The sequence below is a fragment of the Paenibacillus nasutitermitis genome (assembly GCF_014641075.1).
Lineage (GTDB): Bacteria > Bacillota > Bacilli > Paenibacillales > Paenibacillaceae > Paenibacillus_Z > Paenibacillus_Z nasutitermitis.
In genome coordinates, this window is sequence record NZ_BMHP01000018.1 from 18,766 (window position 1) to 35,344 (window position 16,579).

Below are 16,579 nucleotides of genomic sequence, written 5' to 3' on the forward strand. Positions count from 1 at the left end.
TCTCCCTAACCTTTTACGCTGCCTACAACGATTCCTTTGACAAAATATTTCTGCAGAAACGGGTACACGCTTAAAATTGGAATCATGGCAATTATGATTTGTGCTGATCTTAAGGAGCGATCCGAAAGTGTTTTTAGAAGCTCCCAGTCATCACCGCCCATTTCCGATACATTCATTTCGATAATTACACTTCTCAAATAGGTTTGTAAGGGCAGCTTATCAGCTGAATTCATGTAGATCATGCCATCAAACCATGCATTCCAATGTGCCACCATACAAAATAGTGAAATGGTTGCGATAGCCGGCACTGATATTGGGATATAGACCTGCGCTAATGTTCGCAGATGCCCTGCTCCGTCTATAAAGGCTGCCTCCTCTAGCTCCTTCGGAACCTGCCTAAAGAAATTGAGCATGAGCACTAAGCTAAAAATAGGCAGTGCGCCGGGCAACACTAATGCCCATATGCTGTCGCGTAAGCCCAGCTCATTAATGAGAATAAAATTTGGAATCAATCCTCCGCTTATGAGCATGGTCACAAAGAAAAACCAAGCATAAAAGGTTCTCATTTTAAGTCTGGACGATTCCTTTGACAGCGGATATGCCGTCAACATAATTAAAATCAGGTTGATAGCAGTGCCAAGCACCAAGCGGATCGCCGAAATCTTAAATGCCTGCCAAAATGCTGTTTTGGCCAATAAGTATTTGTAAGATTCTATCGTGAAGCCTTTCGGCCATAACGTAACAAATCCCGCAGATACATTAAGTTTGTTGCTAAAGGAGACAGCTACAACATGCACAAATGGGAGAATGCAGATGCTTGCAAGAATAATAAGAATTACAATGTTGCTAATGTTAAACACTCTAGTTAACATTGAATTCTTGATTCTAATGCTTGAAGACATGTTGCCACTTCCCTTTCTAAAAAAGTCTATAGTCAAAAAGCCTATAGGCTGCATAATAAGAAATCGAAATAAAGATCAAAGATACAATTGATTTAAACATGCCAATAGCTGCAGAAGGACCATACTTGGCATTTTCAAGTCCAAGACGATAAACCATCGTGTCTATGATATCTCCTGTTTCATAAACAATTGGACTATACAGATTGAAGATTTGATCGAACCCTGCATTTAGGACTTGCCCTAGGCTTAGTACCATCATTAGCACTATAATCATTCTCATGCCGGGTAAGGTTACATGCCATGTCTGCTGCCACTTATTAGCGCCATCAATTTTAGCAGCTTCATAGGTGCTTGGATTAATCGTTGTAATTGCCGCTAAATACACGATCGTTCCATACCCGAAATCTTTCCAGGTATCAGTGAATATGATGGTTTCTCGAAAGAATTCATTACTGCCTAAGAAATGAATGGGTTCAATCCCGAACAAACCTAAAAATTGATTAAACAACCCTCCTGACGGCGACAATAAATCTACTACGATCGAACCAAAAACAACCCAAGACAAGAAATAAGGAAAGTAAATGACGGTTTGAATAGATCTTTTCAATAAGCTTGAACCAATCTCATTTAATAAAATGGCAACCGTAATGGGCACGAGTAAACCTAAAACAATTTTCCATCCGGCTATAATGACTGTATTTTGCAACACATTCATTGTGTTGGGCATGGAGAACACATAGTCGAAATTCCCCCAACCGATCCATTCCTGGTCTCCGAATAATCCCTTTGCCGGTATGAACTTTTGGAATGCTATTATTAATCCAGCCATAGGCACGTAACTAAAAATAAGGATAATAATAATGCCAGGCAGTAACATAAGATGGAGTGGAAGCTCTCTTATTCTAATTTGGTTTTTAGTTTTCTTAGGTCCAATAGAGGTATCAGACTTTAAATGCATTTCCTACCTCCTTTTCTGAAGCGGTGTACTTATAATGGGAGCCATTAGAAGTACACCATTCTGCCATTGCGTTATAAGCACGCTTCTATTTCTTCTGATACGCCTTAAACCACTCATTAACCTCAAGGGTAATTTTATCGCCGCCTAAGTTGTTAAAGGTATCCACCCAAGCTGAAAACCCTTTATCAATACCTATTTCGCCAATAATCATTTTTGTAAAAGCAATCAATTGCTCATCCTGAATGGTGCTCCATCTTTCTTGCATAAAGGAGCTTTGCGCACCTAAGAATGCATTGTAGAATAATCGATCCTCTTTATAGAACTCATCCAGTGTTGACATCGCGGCATCTTCGCCAGGACCAAACATTAATTCCCACTCCCACTTGAGAGGACCATGCAGGTTAGCCCAATAAGGAACAGCTTTGGCTCTTAACATAGAAGTATCATTGTTCTTCTCATAAGCTTCCATAATGTTGCGGTACGTAAACAAATTATCGAAGGCGGATACATTTGCGCGTACAGGCGAGAAATTCCATGCGACATTATCTTCGTACCACCACCACTCAGCATTCTTGTCTTTTAACGTATAAGAGTGCAGAGCACGCATCTTAAAGGCTATTTCCGGGTGTTCAAACTTAGAATTAACGACTAACCAGCCATGATTTGATGGCACTATCGGCGCTTTAACGGTATTCCCGTTACCTGATGGAATCGGAACACTGATCCAATCAGATTCAGGATCTAACTCATGTAAATCTCCAAGCGTATGTCCAATCCAATGTCCGCCTAACACAATACCCGCTTTACCATTCAAAATGCTTTCCATAGCGTCGGTATTTGATTTTGTAATAAACTCCTTATCGATGTTGCCCTTTGCGTATTGATTTGCCAAAAATTTTAGTGCTGCCTTATTTTCTTCAGCGGTCGCTCCCCATTGCAATCCGTTGGCTGTTTCAACCCAAATTTCCGGATACGCTGCAAATGCAGAGAATATACCGCGTGTGTTATAAAATAATGATTTATCAATCACTAATCCGGTCGTATCTTTAGCTCCATTTCCGTCCAAATCCGCATTCACAAAGGAATCAATGATGACTTCCAGCTCTCCCATCGTTTTTGGGCGCTCCAGCTTTAATTTTTCCATCCAATCTTTTCTGATCCATAGATACGAGAAATTATCAGTGTGAGACACAGAGCTCGGTAAGCCGTATAACTTGCCGTCATAGGAGGCCATTTCTAACAAGGCACCGTCATCTGACTCCCAGGCTTCCTTATCAATGTCTGCTCCCCACTTGTCCATCAATTCTGATAAGTCCCAGATCGATCCGGATTCAGCCAATTGAATCAGATCGCTTTGCTCTCTAACCAGAAAAATATCAGGCAAGTCGTTGGCTGTCATATCTAGACGAAGCTTTGCATTGTAATCACCGTCTGGCGACCACCATTTATAGGCCACATCAATGTTAAACATTCGCTTCATTGCATCTGTCCATCGATTGGCTTCCATCGTTTCGCCGTACATCGCGCCGAATTTTGTCATGCTGGATTCCATTGTCGGTGTATACCAGTTACTGACCGAGACTTTAATCGGCTCCTCATATTTGGCGACTTTCTCCGATTCACCAGATTTTTCGAAAAACGGTCCAAAATTTCCTTGCAGATAAGCAAGGTTTTGATCATATACCTCTGCTTGTGTACCAGATGCTTTAACGTTTTCTTCTGCTGTTGTTGCTGTGGTCGAAGTTGGGGTTGTTCCATTTGCTCCCTTGGAATTGGTGCTCCCACTCTCTGAATTATTGGTGCAGGCTGATAAAAGCAAACATAGCGTAATCATTAAAACTGAAAATCGCTTTCTCATCAGAATTCTAGCCCTCCTTTAATTTTTGAATGTTATATTCAGTAACACATACATAATTGTAAGCGCATTCAGGTTAAATAAAAAGGAAGACATTTTTGTAAATAGGCTTAAAAACGCACAACATGATCCTGTCAAAAAGTAAAAATTTCTACTCCGTTTTTCCTTCTCTGTAGGATGTTGCAGAGATACCTACGAACTTTTTAAAAACTTGATTAAAATACTTAGAGGAGTTATAGCCTATTCTTTTTGATACTTCACTTATTTTATACTCGGTTTCACGCAACAATTTCTTAGCCTCACTAATTCGCAATTCATTGATATAGTCCATTAATCCTTTGCCTGTTTGCTCTTTATATATCCTGGACAAATAAGAAGGATTATAGTGCTTTAATTCTGCTAACTGCGTCAATGACAAATCGTCAGTAAAGTGCTGCTCAATATAATCATTGACCGATGTAATCAATGTGGAGTAACGCTTTTCTTTCATCAGAAACCTGTGATCAAAAATTTCAGTAATTAGCTCCAGACATCGATTAAGCCATGCAGCTCCGCTCATCTTCTTTTCATTGCTTCTTTTTGTAAAATCAACAACGTACTGTTTTTGATCCAGGTCGTAATATCTCACCGCCTCAAGAATGAGCCATTCCATTGCAGAAACAGCTGCTAACGGCAGTACCAAATGGATATCATTGATTTTGTTCATAAATACGAGCTTGGTCCGCAACAAATTTAGAAAGCTATCTTTACTGTCATTTTTCAATGCATTCCATAGATGATTGAGTTCCTCAATTCCAGGGTAGGATCTTTCATCAATATGCAATTGTGCCGAATCCGACAAGTCCAATAAATATACGCCGCTATCTCCACGCATTCTTTCTAAATGCACAATGGAATGTTGAAAAGAATGAGGGACTTCTGTCCAGTCCAAAAAAGTATGACCCGTAATTAATGATAATGTTTCACCGGTTTGCTTCATAAGCACGTCCGGGATCTCACTAAACGATTCATGAATATAATTGGCCAAATCTTCAAATGGCTGTGATTCAATATCCTTCGTTTTTTGAAAAAACCAAACGGCATAATTTTCGAATATATGAAAAACTACAGATATTTTTCTTAATACAATCCTTTTCTCTACATATTCCGATATTTCCGATAGTCGTTTTTTGACTTCTGCAGCATTCAAATCACTTAATAATCCCACTGTTATAAAGACCGAGTCATCGATGACTAATGGAATATTCAACAAATCTAAATCTGATTGCACTAAAGTTCTGTCGCCTGACAGAATACGGTTGAGCATATCACTACGAAGATATGGCGTCATTCTTGAAATTCGATTCCCTAAATTCAAGAAAAATTGCTCCTTTTTTTGATTATCCTCCATTTGTCGCAAATGCTGCTCAATCGTATCTCGAATGACTTCATATCCTTCAACCTTTAAAATGAAATTAACGTTGTCATATTTAAGAGCATTATAGGCGTATTCAAACTCATTGTAAGCGGTTACAATTATGACTCTGCAGTCTGGCCAATAGCTTTTAATAAATTCTAACAACTCCATACCATCCATCGCAGGCATTGATATATCTGAGATGATAATATCAAATCTAACCCTTCTCATAATATCGATTGCCTCGTAGGCAGAATATGTACGATGGATCTCTAACTCTTCAAATTGAGTACTTAAAAAGCCGCTTAAGGTATTAACAATCAATTCTTCATCATCAACAATTAATAATCTATACATCAGAATCCACCCTTTTTTTCAATTGTGAGTGTACAACAAATACCACCCAACTCTGATTTACTAATTTTCAGTCCACTCAAATCACCAAAGGTCATTTTTAATCGGTAATGAATATTATGAAGTGCAATTCCATTTGCATTTGTCTGATTACTATCTCTTAAAATATTGTTCAGCTTTTCAAGCTTCTCATCCGATAATCCCTCTCCATTATCCTCAACTGTAATAACGAGATAATCGTTAGAGACTGTACAATTAATTTTGATTAAACCGCCTTGTCTAACATTTTTTATACCATGTTCAAATGCATTTTCAATTAATGGCTGGATAATGAGACGAGGAACATTAAAGTTTAAATATTCGTTCGGACATTCCCCGAATTGTGTTTCTACCCGATTCGAATAACGTATCTGTTGTATCTCCGTATAAACACGAGCATGTTCCATTTCCTCACTCAGCAATGCATGCTCATTATGAGAATTGGTCATGTAGCGCAGAAATCTGCCCATTGTATCCGATAACTTTATAGCTTGTTCAACCTCTTCTTCCTGTAGTAATCCACATAAAATAAAGTAGGTATTATATAAAAAGTGGGGACTGATTTGGTATTGCAGCTGCTTCAGCTCTGCTTTCGTGCTTAATATTTTCAATTCATATTCATTCTCAACCAGATCCTGAATGTGGTCTGACATACTATCAAATTTTTGATATAAATGCTGAAATTCAACATACCAAGACTGCCCCATTCTGACACTTAGATCGCCTGACTCTATGAGAGATACCTTCTTTTGGGCATGTGCAAGCGGTCTGTAAATCATCAAATAAACGATTAGTGTCGTAATGAGCGTTAAGATAATGATAATGGCAAAAAAGATAATAACCGTTTTGTTATAACTCTCTAATGGCGTAAGAATTGCATTGTGTGGTGTTAGCTGGTAAAAGGTCATACCATATAGATCCGAAAAATAACTCGTCAACAAATAATTTTCATCCTTAAATGAAATTAGCTTATGAAAGATCCCCTTCTCCATATCCTCTTTTGAAATAAACTCATTTAAATCGTTAATCTCTGTTGATGTTCCGCCTAGATAATGATTAGTTCCGCCAATATTAATATAAACCGCATAATGCGGTGATGATTCACTTGTATGGAAGGTATTTAAATACTTTGTAATACTCGCTTTACCGACCAAGCTCGTCAGTATGACCGAGGATTCCTCATATTCAATATTATATTGATACGGATAGTTCATCCAAAACATTAAGCCATCATCTGTAAACACAATCTTTTCCTTATTCGTTCGTATGAGTTTAATTAATTCAAGTTCGTCCTTATTGTTAATGGTTTTTATTGAGTTTACACTTAATTCTTTTTTAATCTTTGGGAAAATCACCTTAAATGAGTCTAAGAAGGTATGACTATTCTGTTTTGACTTCATCGAAGACTGAAGAATATCTATCTCATACGCAAATCTGGTTGTTGGGGATTGAGTCTGAAATTTAATCGGAAGAGAAATCAACGTATCACTGGACATCAGATCGTACATTTCGTCATGGATTTTCTCAATATGGTGCTCAAATAACTTTGTAAATGATTGTGTTTCAATCAATTTATTATCAACCAAAGTATCTTCAATCTTATTGATTGAACTCACGTAAATAAAACATACAAAGACAATTAATGCAATTATGCTGCTTAAGGAGATACATAACATAGTAAATAAAAGTGATTTGAACGGATTACCTATTTTTTCTATAATGATTTCCCCTTTCATACGAGTTAATAAAAAATAAATAGCCGTGTTCAGAACTGACAGGAATGCATTGAATGGAAAAATATGCCCTTAACCTATGACCATATTACTTGAATGCTCTTTCTCGATCAACAGGTCTTATGAGGAAATTGCAAATGCTGTAATAGACTGGATCGGCTACAGTAAGTTGGACAGATAAATTGAGGGATGGTAGATAAGACCGACTCCAATGCGTCCACAACGGAAAAGCCATTTGCAGTGCCCGTTCACTCCGAACGAGCCCTATACCGTTGCGGCCAGCGATTTAACGTACAGCTGGAGACAAGAGATGAACATGGAAGCACTAGTTCAATCAATTGATACGTTTCCGGATGGCTGTTCAGGCCTTATACCTCGGTTAGGACATATTAGGTGGAAATGGGTAAGGAAAGTCCACATGAGGTGCGGATAGGAAAATTAATTATACGGAAGCACAATCTGGAGATTGACCGGGAAGTGATGATTCATCCGGATCAGTTCCAGCTATGGGACAATTGGAGGATTGATCTACTGCTCGACGAAAATCAGGAGAAGTTGCGCTCGTTCCAGCAGGCAGCCATACCCAAGGAAAATTTAGACAGGCTTCATAAAACTCGCAGCAAGACGCTGATTACAACCCCCTCGCAAAATAAGTTTCTGTTTTATCCCACTGAAAGCCTTGACATAGAGTGCACTCTAGCTGATATGCTTTAAACTAATTTCATTAGAAAGGAGAAATGTCCGATGAATAATGGGTGGGTCTTCATATGAGTCTGCAAATTAGTCAACTCGCCAACGAGACTGGATTGTCAATTCACACGCTTCGTTACTATGAAAAGGAAGGTATTCTTCCGCCCGTAAAGCGTAGTGAAAACGGTAGTCGCATTTATGACTCCGAAGACATTGAATGGATTAAGTTCGCATGCCGCCTTCGCGAAACGGGAATGAGTATTGCCGAAATGAAGAAATTCGCGCAACTCGTCATTCAGGGAGACGAATCTAAAAACGAGCGTATAAAACTGCTTCGACAACAAAACATGCGAATCAAAGACCAAATTGAGCAACTAACGCACTGCATGGAACTCATAAATCACAAAATCGAGTTATATTCTTCCCCGGCAGGGGATTAGAGGAGGAACTATAGATGAAAACTATATTGATTACCGGTGCATCGGCAGGAATCGGGAGAGCATCGGCCTTACATTTCGCGCGCAAAGGATGGAATGTAATTGCAACCATGCGTTCTCCTGAAAAAGAAACGGAATTTACCATGGTCGAGAACATTTTGGTCACCCATCTCGACGTTGAAAACAAAGAATCCATCCACAACGCGATTGAGCAAGGGATCACGAAATTCGGGAATATTGATGTGATTGTAAACAATGCAGGTTATGGTGCATTTGGTATCTTTGAAGCTGCAACAGAAGAACAAATCCAAAGACAGTTTGACGTCAATGTTTTTGGCCCGATGCGGGTAACAAAATCGATCCTGCCTCACTTCAGAAAGAATCGCCAGGGACTTATTATCAACATTACCTCCGGGGGAGGAAGGGTCGCGATTCCGTTGTTTTCTCTTTATAATGCTTCCAAATTTGCCCTAAACGGACTTACGGAAGCTCTATTGTACGAGTTAGCCCCACTAAATATTCGGGTAAAGATCGTGGAGCCGGGCCCCACCAAAACCGAGTTTACAGGCAGATCTATGGATTCGCTGCAGGATACCCAATTGACGCATTATAGTGAATTCGAGCAAAAAATCGGATCAGTGTACCAAAGCTTATTTGACCCTCAACAAGTCGATCCTCCGAATCTTGTTGCCGAAGTGATTTACAAGGCGGCAACCGATCCTTCCAGCCAATTGAGATACCATACCGGCGTTGACTTAATGAAGGAACGTGAAGAACTGAACGAAGATGAATTTATTAGCAAAATGGCACAAAGATTTGGTATTGACATTCCATAATATTGCAGCAAAAAGATGTCGACGTCCATCACATGGTAGCAAGGACAAAGACGAACAGTTTCCTGTAAATAGTTGCTGTTCGTCTTTGTAATTAAAGTAGCACTAGGTAAGCATTTGATGTGATCTCCAGCTTTTCCTCTGCTCCACACGGAGCGTGCCCGTTTCCAAAGCACTCCGCGTACCATCTAATTGAAATTGAAATTACTAGTTCATCAGCTCCTCGTTACTCATGGATATGGATGGCCCCTATGTTTCCATATGCTCTAACTTCGGTTGTTTGTCAGTTCCGTTTTTCGGAACATACCCCCTCCCTAAACGTTTCTTTCTTCTTATTAGAACAATGGAAAAGAGAGGGTCAATAATTGAGGCCGAGGTACTGCGGGGCAACACACTCCGCAGCGCCTTATGACGTGATTTATTCAGAAATCGTTTTATGATGTCGCTTCTAATTTCCTCTGCTCTTCGTTCGTGTTTCTAGATGGTTTAAGCGCAGATGCAAGCAAAACGAGAATGCTGACTATCCCAATCCACATCAGGACACTCGTCGGATGATTCATCTTTAGCCCTTCGCCGAAGTAGAACAGTTCGCGCAGTCCATCCACCATAAAGCGCATTGGCAACCATGACATCACCCAATCGCGATAGAACGGTGAAAGCAATTCAGGCGCGAAGCTGAGGAGAGGAGCTCCGAAGAATAAAAATAGAACAAAGATGGCCATTCCACCCATTCCAATCCAGGAGAAAACGGCGGAGATCATTAGGAAGAAAGCAAAATATGCAATCGCCAAGAAAAGAGCGATATTCATGAAGTCTGGAATGTTTAAACCCCAGCTATCGGCGAATAAAGAGAAGCCAAATCCCGCTACAAGAGCCAGTATTGCGCCCCATACAACTTGAAGTCCGTTTGCCTGCAGTTTTTCTTTGCGATTAGCAAATTTTGTTTTATTCTTGGCCAGTAGGAAAATTAAGCTTCCGATCAAGCTGCCCATCCATAAAGGTTGAAACAAACTTACCGGAGCATTGCCGTTCGCGCTATTTGTGCCGATTGTATTTACGGGAATCACCTTGCTGACAATAGGGGAAGCCAATGCAGCCGCTTGTTTCGTAGTAACGGTACCACCTTGCTTGTCGTCAAGTGCAGCGATCAATTGTGTGCGCATTTTCTCGTTCAAGCCGTTCACCATTTGAGTGAGGATTTGTTGAGACATATTGGCGGCAGTCACATTCATACCTTGATTGATATAAATCCTGATTTCAGGAGAAACTGGTTCAGGTGAGGCGAGCGAAGCCTGGCTCGCACTAAAATCCTTGGAGATTATTAATGCGGCATAATAGTCTTGATTATCAAGACCTGTCTTTGCCGCCTCTTCACTTCGCACTTCAATCCATTTGATCGGTGGTTGTTCGGAAATTGAGGCAGTAGCCATTTTTATATTTTTAGCAATTTCGCTCCCCATATTTTCTCCAGAACTCAATCCTATATCCTCATTCACAATGGCGACCGGAAGGTTTTTGGCAGCTGGGTTTATGCTGGGAATTACAGTTAAACTAAAAACGAAAACAATCGCAAGTACGATTATAGGCAAAGCCACTATCAGCTTGTTCTTGAAAAGGCTCATTTTATTTTCCACCTAACCTTTAAATTATTTTTTAATTGATTGAACGAACGGTGAATTTGAGAACTAAAAAATTTTATTGTCTGCTACTGCTCTTCAAAGGCCTTTCCACAAGCCGATGCTGAAATCCACTACTCTCTCGAAATAACGATCAATGTCCGGTTCATTAAAAAATTGTATGCCTGTTATGCGTGAGATGCCAATTTGCATCACCATTGTAAGAAACTGTCTTGTGGCAAGTGTTACATCAAGATTGGCTTTTATTTCTCCATTCAGTCTCCGACGATCCAGAAAATTAGAGAAAACAGTGAAATGTTCTTCTACCCAAAAAGACAATCGTCGTGAATCCTCCTGTTCCAATACGTCATTCTCTCTAAACAAAATCTTCATGAGGTCAAGATCATCCATAAACAAACCGAACAGTTTTCTTACGAAAATAAGCAAAGCATCGCGAAGAGGGAGATGCTCAACTGACCGGTTTGTTTGCCCGATCGCTTCTCTTCGGCGATCTAAGCTTTCCCGAATCAAGACAGTCAATATTTCTCTCTTACCGCCTGGAAAATAGTGATAAAGAATGCCATCCCCCATGTTAATTGAACGATTTATCGACCTTACCGGAGTTGCATGGAATCCCTTCTCAGCAAACAAGGATTTAGCGGTTTCTAGAAGTTTCTCCCTCGTTTCGGCAGCTTGTTCGCTTCTTATACCAGACAAGGTTCCGCCCCCCTTTTTTAATTCAACGATCGTATAACGAAATTATATACACGAACAACGACGCTGTCAACAGGAAATGACGCCCTTGCATCTACCCAAAAATCCGACGTTTTGGGCTTCATCACCTTCATTGCCATTCAGCATAAAACTTATTCAAGGGATCTTCATGCTAATCATCAAGGCACAAATAAACACCGACTCCTCCGCCAAACTCGGGCATTGGCTGAAAGCTGTCTCGCACTTGTTGAGGAAGATTACGGTTGATTGCTTGAATCCACAATAGTGCGTGGGACGTAAGACTGGAGCGAGCGTGTTGCCGAATATGATAGTGCATAGCCTCTTCTATCCAGTTAGCGATTTATCTTTGGTGAAACCCTTGCGCATAAACAACGAGCATCATCTTTGGCATGTTGTTAAAGAAAAAGCTTTAGTCGCCAACCTGAACATTTTTCTGTGGTGCCTCTAGGAACTTTTCAAGATTCATAGATCTTTTTTACGGCGTGTTTGTCCTTGAGGTCAACCTTGATTCATTGTACCGGCGGCTTGATGAGCAACCGGAGAATTTTTATGCACCTGCTCGCAGCAACAATGGGCGGTGCTCGTGAAGACAGGGATTAGGGGTCAGGAAAGTGCCGCGGAACAGTATGGGGAATGACCTGCAAAGGGCTTTTGAGTCGGATAAAAGATTGGGGAACAGCCTGAGAAGTGCAGATGTGATGCGGCATTCCGGATTTGATGTAGCAGGAGAAATAGCAGGGAGAACGGATTAGGGATGGGCGGGATATTGGCTGGAGAATGCGTGGGGGGAAAAGAAAAGCCGAGCGATATCAGGGGAGATGCCTGAAAATCGGTCGGCTTGCGTCAAACTTTATTTGGTGAGTGGTAGACTTTGTGGGAAAGTTGCAGACTATTTTGGATTTCTACAACAAACATCCCCACATTCCCCATTCCTACTCCACCGTCACACTCTTCGCCAAATTTCTCGGCTTATCAACATCATTCCCGCGGGCGAGAGAGGCGTAATACGCCAGCAGCTGCAGCGGAACGACGGACAATGCCGGCGAGAGCAGCGGCAGGGTGCACGGGATGGCGAACAGCTCGTCGACCTCCACCTCGGAGCCTTCGTTAACCAGACCAAGGACGTGAGCGCCGCGCGCTTTCACTTCTTTAATGTTGCTAAGCGTCTTCTCATACAGATCTTCCTGTGTGATAAGCGCCACAACCGGAATGCCTTCTTCGATCAGCGCCAGTGTGCCATGCTTCAGCTCACCCGCAGGATAAGCCTCCGAATGAATGTAAGAAATTTCCTTTAGCTTGAGCGATCCTTCCTGCGCAACTGCGAAGTCGACGCCGCGCCCGATGAAGAACAGGTTATTATGTTTCGCGAGTGATTCCGCAACCTGCTTCAGCACTTGCGCCCGCTCCAGGATCATTTCCACCTGATCCGGCAGCTTCTGCATCGACGCAAGCACATCCGCAATCCAATCCTTCTCGCGGGTCGCAAGCGTATCTGCCAGGAATAAGCCATACAGCATAAACGCTATCAGCTGCGAAGTATAAGCTTTTGTCGAGGCGACGGCAATCTCCGGCCCAGCCTGAGTAATGATCACATCATTCGCTTCACGCGATACGGAACTGCCCACAACATTGGTTATCGCCAGCACTCGCGCTCCGCAGCGTTTTGCTTCACGAAGAGCAGCAAGAGTATCCGCCGTCTCACCGGATTGGCTGACCACAATCACAAGCGTCTCGGGCGTAATAATCGGTGAACGGTACCGGTACTCGGAAGCCACATCAATCTCGACGGGTATACGGGCGAGACTTTCTATGATTGTCTTGCCAACCATCCCTGCATGATATGCCGTTCCGCAAGCGACAATTTGTATATTGCGAATGCTGCGGATTTGCTCCGGAGTCATTCCGATTTCCTTCAGCTCGACGGATCGTCCGTCTGCCGATATCCGGCCCATCATTGTATCGCGGTAGGCTTTGGGCTGTTCATAGATTTCTTTCAGCATGAAATGATCGAATCCGGCTTTTTCCGCCGTGACCAAATCCCAATCGACATGAAATATTTCCTTGGAAATAATTTCGCCATTAATCGTCCTCAGCTCGACACTATGGTTCGTCAGAATCGCCATTTCACCATCATCCAAAATATAAACATTGCGCGTGTGCTCCAGAATCGCTGGGATATCCGACCCAATGAAGTTCTCGCCTTCTCCGATGCCGATGACAAGCGGACTGGCGTAGCGAACAGCAACCAGACGATCCGGCTCAAATTCCGTCAACACGCCAAGAGCAAATGCACCACGCATTCTTTTCACCGCACGCTGGACAGCTTGCACGATATCGCCGTCATACTCGTCGGCTACCAGATGGGAAATCACCTCGGTATCTGTCTCTGACAGGAAATGATGTCCTTTGGCCACCAGTTCGTCCTTTAAATCCAGATAGTTTTCAATAATGCCGTTGTGTACGACCGAAAATTTATGCGTATTATCGGTATGGGGATGAGAATTCTCATCGGAAGGCTTGCCATGCGTAGCCCAGCGCGTATGCCCGATCCCAACCGAGCCATGCAGCGCATCGCCGATAAGCTTCTCCTCCAGAACGGCCAAGCGGCCTTTCGACTTGCGGACTTCCAATCCATTATGGGTAAAAACGGCTATACCTGCGGAGTCATACCCGCGGTACTCCAGTTTTTTCAATCCATCAATTAATATTTGCTGCGAATCCCGTTTACCAATATATCCTACGATTCCACACATTTGAATAGACCTCCGTTTAGGGTAGTATTCCCGAAAACAACGGATACCAACATATGATGGGGCAGCACAGTTATGGGTTGCTGACACTTATGACCTGTTTATCCTGAAGGTGCACAAGAAGAAACGTCCAGCGCCCCGCAAGAGCCACCGAGCCCGATTAACATGCGGCTCATGGTTCTGTACTGCTTGTGTGGCGATACAAGTTTCTTCCCTAAGAAAGATCAGCCAAACCTGATACGCGCTGTCTTCTGATCGTTCAAGAAACCGTTCGTCTTGTGCCGCCCTCACTCAAGGGTTGGCATCGTAAGCAAACGGGTAAATAAAGCATGTTTCAAACAACTTCAAGCAGGGCGTCCAGCAGCCTCCGTTGCTGTCTGGCGCTCTTGATTCATTCATTGGCATCTTGCCGAGCCTTTGTACGACTGGTCGCCCTGTCGTTTTGGGAAATCGGCTTACGGTCGCATGCATAACCGGGAGGTCCCCGCCGAACAATTCGAACACCTCCACCTCGTCAGCTTGCCGCTGCCTTCCAACGAAAGCGTCATCCTACCCGCTTCCAATGATAAGGCAATCGCGCGCAAGCTCTGGCGCTTGTGTAGCTAATGAACTGCTATCCTCACTTTCATTTCTGGAATCATACTTCTTATCATATTCATTTTATGAGATTGGTGCAACTGAAAAATTTTCAAAAATATTTTCACAACGCTTTTTCCATGCCGGGCAGCCGGCTATACCACCTTGCAAATGACGCGGAAAGTCCGGGTTCAGAGCATTGCCTTATCCAAAATAAAGAGGCCGTTCAGGTGCGCCTGATTTGCTGCGCACCATGGGAACCGCCTGCTTTTGCAACTGTATTAATTAATATGGAGAAAACTTCATAGGATTTACCTTTGGTCAGGTTAATCGGTAGGACACAGTCGGATCGTTATACTCCGCCAAGCTCGGCTCTTACGGTATTCGCGATCTGATTCACATAAGCTTCCACCTGAGCTTTGTCAGGACCTTCAGCCATGACGCGAATGAGGTGTTCCGTGCCTGATGCGCGTACGAGCACACGGCCGTTATCGCCGAGCTCCTGCTCGATTCCGGCAACGACAGAGGCAATCGCTGCATTATCCTTGTACAGGGATTTATCCGCCACACGCACATTTACCAGCACCTGCGGGAATTTACGCATCAAAGCCTTCTGCTGGCTCAGCTTCTGGCCGGAGCCCACCAGTGTATTCACCAGTTGAAGCGCTGTGAGTATGCCGTCCCCAGTCGTATTGTGATCGAGAAAAATTACATGGCCGGACTGCTCACCGCCCAAATTGAATCCGCCGCGGCGCATTTCCTCCATAACGTATCGGTCGCCCACCGCAGTCTGTGCGGTTTGGAAGCCATGCTGCTGAGCCGCTTTAAAAAACCCGATATTGCTCATGACTGTCGTCACGACAGTATCACCCTTTAAGGTGCCCTCGCGCTTCATGGCATCTGCGCATATGCACAGGATAAAATCGCCATCGACTTCATCGCCATTCTCATCGATTGCAATCAGCCGGTCGGCATCGCCATCAAACGATAATCCCAGATCCGCGCCATGCTTGAGCACCTCGCCACGCAAATATTCAGGATGCGTAGAACCGACGCCATCGTTGATATTCAATCCGTTTGGCTCGGCGCCGACCGTGATTACCTCTGCGCCAAGCTCGCGGAATACAGTCGGGGCAAGCGAATATGCAGCGCCATTGGCGCAATCCAGTACCACCTTGATACCCATGAACGAATGCTGCACTGTTGTTTTCAAAAAGTCGATATAGAGACGCTGGGCATTCTCATCTTCGGATACAGACCCAATATCTCCGCCTTCAGGGCGGGGCAATTCATCGGTCTTTGCATCCATCAGCTGCTCAATGGCAAGCTCGGTTTCGTCTGAGAGCTTATAGCCGTCACCACCGAAAAATTTAATGCCATTATCTTCAACCGGATTATGGGAGGCTGATATCATTACCCCCGCATCCGCGCCCAGAACACGCGTAAGATAGGCTACAGCGGGCGTGGATACAACTCCCAGACGAACGACACTGGCGCCGATCGACAACAGCCCGGCAATAAGCGAGGCTTCGAGCATAGGCCCGGAAATACGGGTGTCGAGTCCGATAAATACTTTTGGTTTCTCCGCTTTACCAGCGAGCACATAACCGCCGCAGCGGCCGATTTTATAAGCAAGCTCCGGTGTTAATTCACGATTGGCAACGCCTCTCACACCGTCAGTCCCAAAATATTTTCCCATTGTATA

General features: G+C 43.1%; 12 protein-coding genes. 3 read left to right on the forward strand and 9 right to left on the reverse strand.

Going from position 1 to position 16,579, the window contains the following annotated elements:
- Window positions 1–5: 5 nt before the first annotated feature.
- From IEY46_RS35425 to IEY46_RS35445, 5 genes are all read right to left on the reverse strand, one after another.
- Window positions 6–902, reverse strand: coding sequence for a carbohydrate ABC transporter permease (locus IEY46_RS35425; RefSeq protein WP_229750759.1), 897 nt, complete (start codon window positions 900–902; stop codon window positions 6–8).
- Between the two features lie 16 nt (window positions 903–918).
- Window positions 919–1,860: an ABC transporter permease gene (locus IEY46_RS35430; RefSeq protein WP_189000914.1), complete on the reverse strand. Its 942-nt coding sequence runs from the start codon at window positions 1,858–1,860 to the stop codon at window positions 919–921.
- A gap of 85 nt (window positions 1,861–1,945) precedes the next feature.
- On the reverse strand, window positions 1,946–3,718 hold the full coding sequence (locus IEY46_RS35435; RefSeq protein WP_189000917.1) for an extracellular solute-binding protein: 1,773 nt from the start codon (window positions 3,716–3,718) through the stop codon (window positions 1,946–1,948).
- A gap of 148 nt (window positions 3,719–3,866) precedes the next feature.
- Window positions 3,867–5,468 (reverse strand): response regulator transcription factor, encoded by a 1,602-nt coding sequence (locus tag IEY46_RS35440; RefSeq protein ID WP_189000920.1) that lies wholly within the window; start codon window positions 5,466–5,468, stop codon window positions 3,867–3,869.
- On the reverse strand, window positions 5,468–7,120 hold the full coding sequence (locus IEY46_RS35445) for a sensor histidine kinase (protein ID WP_229750760.1): 1,653 nt from the start codon (window positions 7,118–7,120) through the stop codon (window positions 5,468–5,470). Before IEY46_RS35445 ends, IEY46_RS35440 begins: the two co-directional genes overlap by 1 nt.
- 516 nt (window positions 7,121–7,636) lie before the next feature.
- On the opposite strand from IEY46_RS35445, the gene IEY46_RS35450 reads away from it, so the two are divergent.
- Genes IEY46_RS35450 through IEY46_RS35460 form a run of 3 tightly spaced genes read left to right on the forward strand, consistent with a single transcriptional unit; the run spans window position 7,637 to window position 9,200 of the window.
- On the forward strand, window positions 7,637–7,951 hold the full coding sequence (locus IEY46_RS35450) for a hypothetical protein (protein ID WP_229750761.1): 315 nt from the start codon (window positions 7,637–7,639) through the stop codon (window positions 7,949–7,951).
- Window positions 7,952–8,004: 53 nt separating this feature from the next.
- Window positions 8,005–8,367 carry a MerR family transcriptional regulator gene (locus IEY46_RS35455; RefSeq protein ID WP_189000930.1) on the forward strand — a complete coding sequence of 121 codons (363 nt, stop codon included), beginning with the start codon at window positions 8,005–8,007 and terminating at the stop codon, window positions 8,365–8,367.
- A gap of 14 nt (window positions 8,368–8,381) precedes the next feature.
- On the forward strand, window positions 8,382–9,200 hold the full coding sequence (locus IEY46_RS35460; protein ID WP_189000933.1) for an SDR family oxidoreductase: 819 nt from the start codon (window positions 8,382–8,384) through the stop codon (window positions 9,198–9,200).
- Window positions 9,201–9,631: 431 nt separating this feature from the next.
- On the opposite strand, the gene IEY46_RS35465 is transcribed toward IEY46_RS35460, so the two are convergent.
- The 4 genes from IEY46_RS35465 to glmM all read right to left on the reverse strand — a co-directional run bounded on the left by IEY46_RS35465 (window position 9,632) and on the right by glmM (window position 16,573).
- The gene (locus IEY46_RS35465) at window positions 9,632–10,819 is read right to left on the reverse strand and encodes a YhgE/Pip domain-containing protein (protein ID WP_189000936.1); all 1,188 of its coding nucleotides are present in this window, start codon (window positions 10,817–10,819) and stop codon (window positions 9,632–9,634) included.
- 93 nt (window positions 10,820–10,912) lie between these two features.
- The gene (locus IEY46_RS35470; RefSeq protein WP_189000939.1) at window positions 10,913–11,530 is read right to left on the reverse strand and encodes a TetR/AcrR family transcriptional regulator; all 618 of its coding nucleotides are present in this window, start codon (window positions 11,528–11,530) and stop codon (window positions 10,913–10,915) included.
- 950 nt (window positions 11,531–12,480) lie between these two features.
- Window positions 12,481–14,301, reverse strand: a complete 1,821-nt coding sequence (gene glmS / locus IEY46_RS35475) for a glutamine--fructose-6-phosphate transaminase (isomerizing) (RefSeq protein ID WP_189000942.1) — start codon at window positions 14,299–14,301, stop codon at window positions 12,481–12,483.
- 925 nt (window positions 14,302–15,226) lie between these two features.
- Complete coding sequence (gene glmM / locus IEY46_RS35485) at window positions 15,227–16,573, reverse strand: phosphoglucosamine mutase (RefSeq protein WP_189000948.1); 1,347 nt, start codon at window positions 16,571–16,573, stop codon at window positions 15,227–15,229.
- Between the last annotated feature and the right edge of the window lie 6 nt (window positions 16,574–16,579).